This is a genomic window from Actinomadura sp. CNU-125, from assembly GCF_001942465.1.
Taxonomy (GTDB): Bacteria; Actinomycetota; Actinomycetes; order Streptosporangiales; family Streptosporangiaceae; genus Spirillospora.
Map to the genome: position 1 here is coordinate 1 of NZ_MKJY01000318.1, position 5363 is coordinate 5363.

At 70.6% G+C, this 5363-nt stretch carries 5 protein-coding genes; all 5 read left to right on the forward strand.

The window, feature by feature from the left end; all coding sequences use genetic code 11:
• Window positions 1–339: 339 nt before the first annotated feature.
• Window positions 340–549, forward strand: coding sequence for a hypothetical protein (locus BJF79_RS30685; RefSeq protein WP_143220432.1), 210 nt, complete (start codon window positions 340–342; stop codon window positions 547–549).
• 74 nt (window positions 550–623) lie between these two features.
• Window positions 624–866, forward strand: coding sequence for a zf-TFIIB domain-containing protein (locus BJF79_RS30690; RefSeq protein ID WP_075902656.1), 243 nt, complete (start codon window positions 624–626; stop codon window positions 864–866).
• A gap of 455 nt (window positions 867–1321) precedes the next feature.
• Window positions 1322–2893 carry a fatty acyl-AMP ligase gene (locus BJF79_RS30695; RefSeq protein ID WP_262402777.1) on the forward strand — a complete coding sequence of 524 codons (1572 nt, stop codon included), beginning with the start codon at window positions 1322–1324 and terminating at the stop codon, window positions 2891–2893.
• A gap of 333 nt (window positions 2894–3226) precedes the next feature.
• Window positions 3227–4537 carry an MMPL family transporter gene (locus BJF79_RS62295; protein WP_075902660.1) on the forward strand — a complete coding sequence of 437 codons (1311 nt, stop codon included), beginning with the start codon at window positions 3227–3229 and terminating at the stop codon, window positions 4535–4537.
• A partial coding sequence (locus tag BJF79_RS62300; protein ID WP_262402778.1) for an MMPL family transporter occupies window positions 4486–5363 on the forward strand: 878 nt, incomplete at its 3' end. The genes BJF79_RS62295 and BJF79_RS62300, both read left to right, overlap by 52 nt.

Sequence of the window (5363 nt, forward strand, 5' to 3'; positions counted from 1 at the left end):
GGTGGCTCGTCCGGGCATGGCGGGACGACCGGTGACTCGTCCGGTGGGGCGACCGGGGATGGCGGGGCGAGTGGTGGTTCGTCTGACTCGGGTGGTGGGGCTGGGAGTGACCTCTCGTCCGGAGATGGTTCCTCGGGCGGTGGGGCGAACGGGGGCTCGCCCGGTGCCGGTGAGGCGAGTGGCGAATCGTCCGGCTCGGGTGGGGGCGGGACACCGGGTGGCGGGTCGGGGGAGGTGCCGGTCGGGGCCGGGGAAGCCGGCGGGGCGGATCATTCGGAGGTGTTGCCGGAGGGGCTGCCCGTGTTGCCGTTGCCTTCGTTGACGCCTACGGAGCCGGTGGTGCTGCCGCCGGTGAACGCGCCGGTGGCGGGGGAGGGCGAGATGACGCTGCTGTCGCCGACGGCGCTGGGGCGGGACGACGGGCGGGACTGGGTGGTCGTGGTGGGGGTCGTGGCGATCGCGGAGCTGGTGTTGCTGTGGGCGGCGGCGTGCGTGGGGCTGTGGCGGCGGCGGACGGCGTGGGTGCGGGTCGTTCGTGCCGGAGGGTGACCCGGTCGTGCCAAAACGGTTAGGGCGGCATAAGCTGGCTCGCTGACGGTCGACACTCGGACAGGGGATCCGGTATGTCAGATGCGACGATGCAGTGCCCGAAGTGCGGGACGAAGCTGGACACTCACGAACGGCACGGGGTCGTGATCGAGGAATGCCCGGGATGTCAGGGTGTTTTTCTCGATCGCGGTGAGCTGGAGCAGTTGATCGACGCCGAGAGCCAATACCTTGCGGAGTTGCCGGACGGGGAGAACCCGGACACGACGTATCAGGGACGGCATCGCCGGGGCATCATGCAGCAGATCTTCTCGCGGTGATCGATGCGGCGGGCACGTTGGGTGATCGGGCGTTTCCGTTTGTCATCGCCGTGACAAACGGGGTGTTCGCCAATGTGCCCGGCGGCTAATATCGCCCGGCCCCTACCATCGGGTAGCTTCACGATCATTCGCCGGTAGCCGGACGCCCCGCAGGAGGCCGTCCGGGCCACCCCCGCGGGCGGTGCCCAGCACGACGGCCCGTCCGGCCCGTCCCCCCGGGAGATCATCCATGGCATTGGGCTCGCTGCTCCCCGAACTCCTGCCCGGCGGCGCCGGGCGCACCCCGCTGATCGAGCGGATCGCGAGGTGGGCGCGAGAGAAGCCGGACGCCCCCGCGTTCACGTTCGTGGACTACTCGCTCGACCCGTCCGGTGTGCACATCACCTACGACTGGGCCGAGACGGACCGGCGGGCGCGCGCGCTGGCCGTGCGTCTGCGGGAGGTCGCGGGGCCCCGTGGATCGGGCGGCGCTGCTGCTGCCGCAGACCCTCGACTACATGATGACGATGCTCGGGGCGATGTACGCGCACGTCGTGGCGGTGCCGCTGTTCTCGCCGGACCTGCCGGGGCACGCGGACCGGCTGATCGGCGCGTACACCGACGCGGAGCCCGCGGTGATCGTCACGTCGCGGAACGCGCTGCCGCACGTGGAGAAGTTCCTCGCCGACCACGATGTGCCGCAGCCGAAGGAGATCGTGTTCGCCGAGGAGGTCGATCCGTCGCTCGGCGAGGGCTGGACGGACGAGCCGTTCGGGTTCGACGATCTCGCGTACCTGCAGTACACGTCGGGTTCGACGCGGCGTCCGGCGGGCGTGGAGATCACGCACGGGAACGTGACGGCGAACGCGATGCAGCTGTGGGCCGGGTGGGCGCCCGAGAAGCCGGACCCGGAGCTGGTGAGCTGGCTGCCGCTGTTCCACGACATGGGGCTGATCGCGACGATGGCGCTGCCGCTGGTGCGGGGCGACCACGCGATCTTCACCGATCCGGTGTCGTTCATCATGAACCCGCTGCGGTGGATGCAGCTGATCGCGGACCGTCCGGGCAAGAACGTGTACACGGCGGGCCCGAACTTCGCGTACGAGTACGTGGCGACGGCGGCGAAGCCGGAGAAGATCGCGGGGCTGGACCTGTCGGGGCTGACGACGTGCCTGAACGGTGCGGAGCCGATCCGGACGTCGACGCTGGAGATGTTCGCGGCGGCGCTGGAGCCGGCGGGGCTGCGGCCGGGCGCGCAGGCGCCGGGGTACGGGCTGGCCGAGGCGACGGTGTTCGTGACGGCGGCGGCGGACGACGCGCCGCCGAAGACGATCGGCGTCGATCGGGCTGCGCTGACCGGCGGCGAGGTGAAACTGGACGGCTCGGGCGGCGACCGGACGAGCACGCTGGTGTCGTGCGGGCGGCCGTGCGGGCAGCTCGTCGCGATCGTCGACCCGGAGACGTGCCTGGAGCAGCCGGACGGGCGGGTCGGGGAGATCTGGGTGCACGGCCCGAACACCGCGCCGGGCTACTGGCGCAACTCCGAGCGCAGCCAGGGGACGTTCGGCGGGGAACTCGCCGAGCCCGGTGGGCTGCCGGTGGGGCCGTGGATGAAGACCGGCGACTTCGGCGTGATCCACGAGGGCGAGCTGTACGTGACGGGCCGCATCAAGGACCTGATCATCGTGGACGGCCGCAACCACTACCCGCAGGACATCGAGGTGACCGCGCAGGAGGCGCACCCGGCCGTCCGTCCGGACCATGTCGCGGCGTTCGCGCTGGCGGGCGAGGAGACGGAGCGGCTGGTGGTCGTCGCCGAGCGGAACCGGCGGGTGCCGCTGGGGCGGCTCGACCTCGACGAGGTGGAGGCGGCGGTGCGCGGCGCGGTGAACGTCGAGCACGAGATGAGCGTGCACGCGTTCGTGCTGATCGAGCCGGGCGGCGTGGCGCGGACGTCCAGCGGGAAGATCGCGCGGGCGGCGACCCGGCAGCGCTACCTTGACGACGTGCTCCCGACGACCGCGGCGAAGCTCGCGTCGCGGAAGTAACGGGTCACCTCGATACAAGGAGGACAATGCTCGCGGGGCTGGGGCGGCTCATCCACCGGCGGCGCTGGCTCAGCCTCGTCCTGATCGTGCTGTTCACGGGCGCCGCGGGCGCCTGGGGCATCGGTGTGCTCGGCAAGTTCAAGGAGGGCGGCTTCGAGGACCCGGACGCGTCCTCGACGCTCGTCGCCGAGCTGGGTGCGACGTACTTCGGCAGCACGAACCCCGACGTGATCGTCCTGTACTCCAGCGACACCATGACGGTGGACGATCCGGAGTACATGGCCGGGGTGGTCGACGGTCGCGCGCCTGCCGAAGGCGCAGGTCAGCGAGATCATGACCTACTGGTCGTTCGAGGGCAAGGGCGCCGAGACGTTCGCGTCCGAGGACGGGCACAAGACGTTCGCCGCGGTGAAGCTGGCGGGCGACACGGGCGCGGAGAAGCTCGCGAACTACGAGCTGATCAAGGACCGGGTGGCGGCGCCCGGCCTGACCGTGCAGGTGGGCGGCAGCGTGCCGCTGGGGCAGGAGTTCGGGACGCAGGTCGTCGCCGACATCGTCCGCGCGGAGACGATCACCGCGCTGCCGCTGATCATCCTGCTGATGATCCTGTTCGGCGCGCTGGTCGCGGCGATGCTGCCGATCGGCGTCGCGGTGTTCTCGATGATCGGCGGCTTCGCCGTCCTGCACGCGGTGACGTACGTGACGGACGTGACGTCGTTCGCGCTAGAGGTCGTCACGATGATGGGCGTCGGCCTCGGCATCGACTATTCGCTGTTCATCATCAGCCGGTTCCGCGAGGAACTGCAGCACGGCATGGCGAGAGCGGACCTTCCGCCAGGCAAACCGTGGAAGCGGGAAAAGGGCAGGCGCGCGCGCAGAGCGGCGAAGAAGGAGTACAAGGACGCGCTGCGTCCGATCCGGGAAGCGGCGCTGGTCGGGACGATGGCGACGGCCGGGCGCACGATCATGGTGTCGGGCGTGACGGTGTCGGCCGCGCTCGCCGGGCTGCTGCTGTTCCCGCAGATGTTCCTGCGGACGATCGGCCTCGCCGGCATCGCGACCGTGATGGTCGCGGTGTTCGGCGCGACCGTCCTGCTCCCGACCCTGCTGGCGCTGCTCGGCACGCGCGTCGAGGGCGGCCGGATGCCGTGGCGCCGTCCGTCCGCCAAGCGCGCGCAGCGCGACCCGGACAGCGGCTTCTGGTTCCGCCTCGGGCACAGCGTGATGAAGCACCCGCTGCCCTACTTCGCGGTGGTCCTCGCGATTCTGGCCGTGATGTTCCAGCCGTTCCTGAACGTCCAGTTCGGCAGCATCGACGCGCGCGTCCTGCCGCAGGAGAGCCCGACCCGCGCGGTCGTCGAGACGATCAAGGCGGAGTTCCCGAACGGGTCGCGGAGCCGATCGACGTGGTCGTGTCCGGGGACCTCATCCCGAGCCACTGGTCGCCGTCCGAGGGCGACCCGATCCCGCCCTACCTGGACGACTTCCGCCAGGAGCTCACGGAACTCCCGGGCGTCGTCTCCGCCGAGTTCAGCGGCTACTCCGGGACGTACGGGGGAGTGCGGATCTCCGTCACGCACAAGTACGAGCCGATGGACGAGCAAGCGCAGGACCTGGTCGAGACGATGCGTTCCATGCATCTGACCAAGGACGGCTACCCGATGCACATCGACGTCGGGGGCAGCACGGCCGCGCAGATGGACCTGATGGACAGCCTGATGGAGTCGCTGCCGAAGATGGCGATCGCCGTCGGGGCGGCCACGTTCGTCCTGCTGTTCATGTTCTTCGGGTCGATCGTGCTGCCGCTGAAGGCGATCGTGATGAACGTGCTGTCGATCGGCGCCTCGTTCGGCGCGATCGTGTGGGGTTTCCAGTACGGGCATCTGGCCGGCCTGCTGGGCTTCACGCCGACGGGCGGCGTCGAGGCGACCAGCATGATCCTGATCCTCGCGGTCGTGTTCGGCCTGTCCATGGACTACGAGGTCTTCCTGCTCAGCCGCATCCGCGAGGAGTGGGACCGCACCCACGACAACCGCACCGCCGTCGCGTCCGGGATGCAGCACACCGGCAGCATCATCACCAGCGCCGCGCTGCTGTTCCTCGTGGTCATCGCGGCGTTCGCGTTCGCGGGGATCACGGTCGTGAAGCTGATCGGCGTCGGCATGTTCGTCGCGGTCGTGGTGGACGCGATGCTCGTCCGGTCGCTGCTCGTCCCGGCGACGATGCGGTTCATGGGCGCCGCGAACTGGTGGCTGCCGAAGCCGCTGCGCGGCCTGCACTCCCGGATGGACCTGCGGGAGAGCAGCGGCGGGCCGCTCGCGGCCGCGCCCGTCGGGGTCGCGCCGCCGCTGCCGAAGGAACAGCCCGTCCCGTACACGCTGCACTGGGAGAAGCCCGCAGCCGCCAAGCCGCCGAAGCGTCCGCGCAAGCGGCCCGCCGCGCCCGCGCCCGCCCCCCAGCCCCCGCCCGC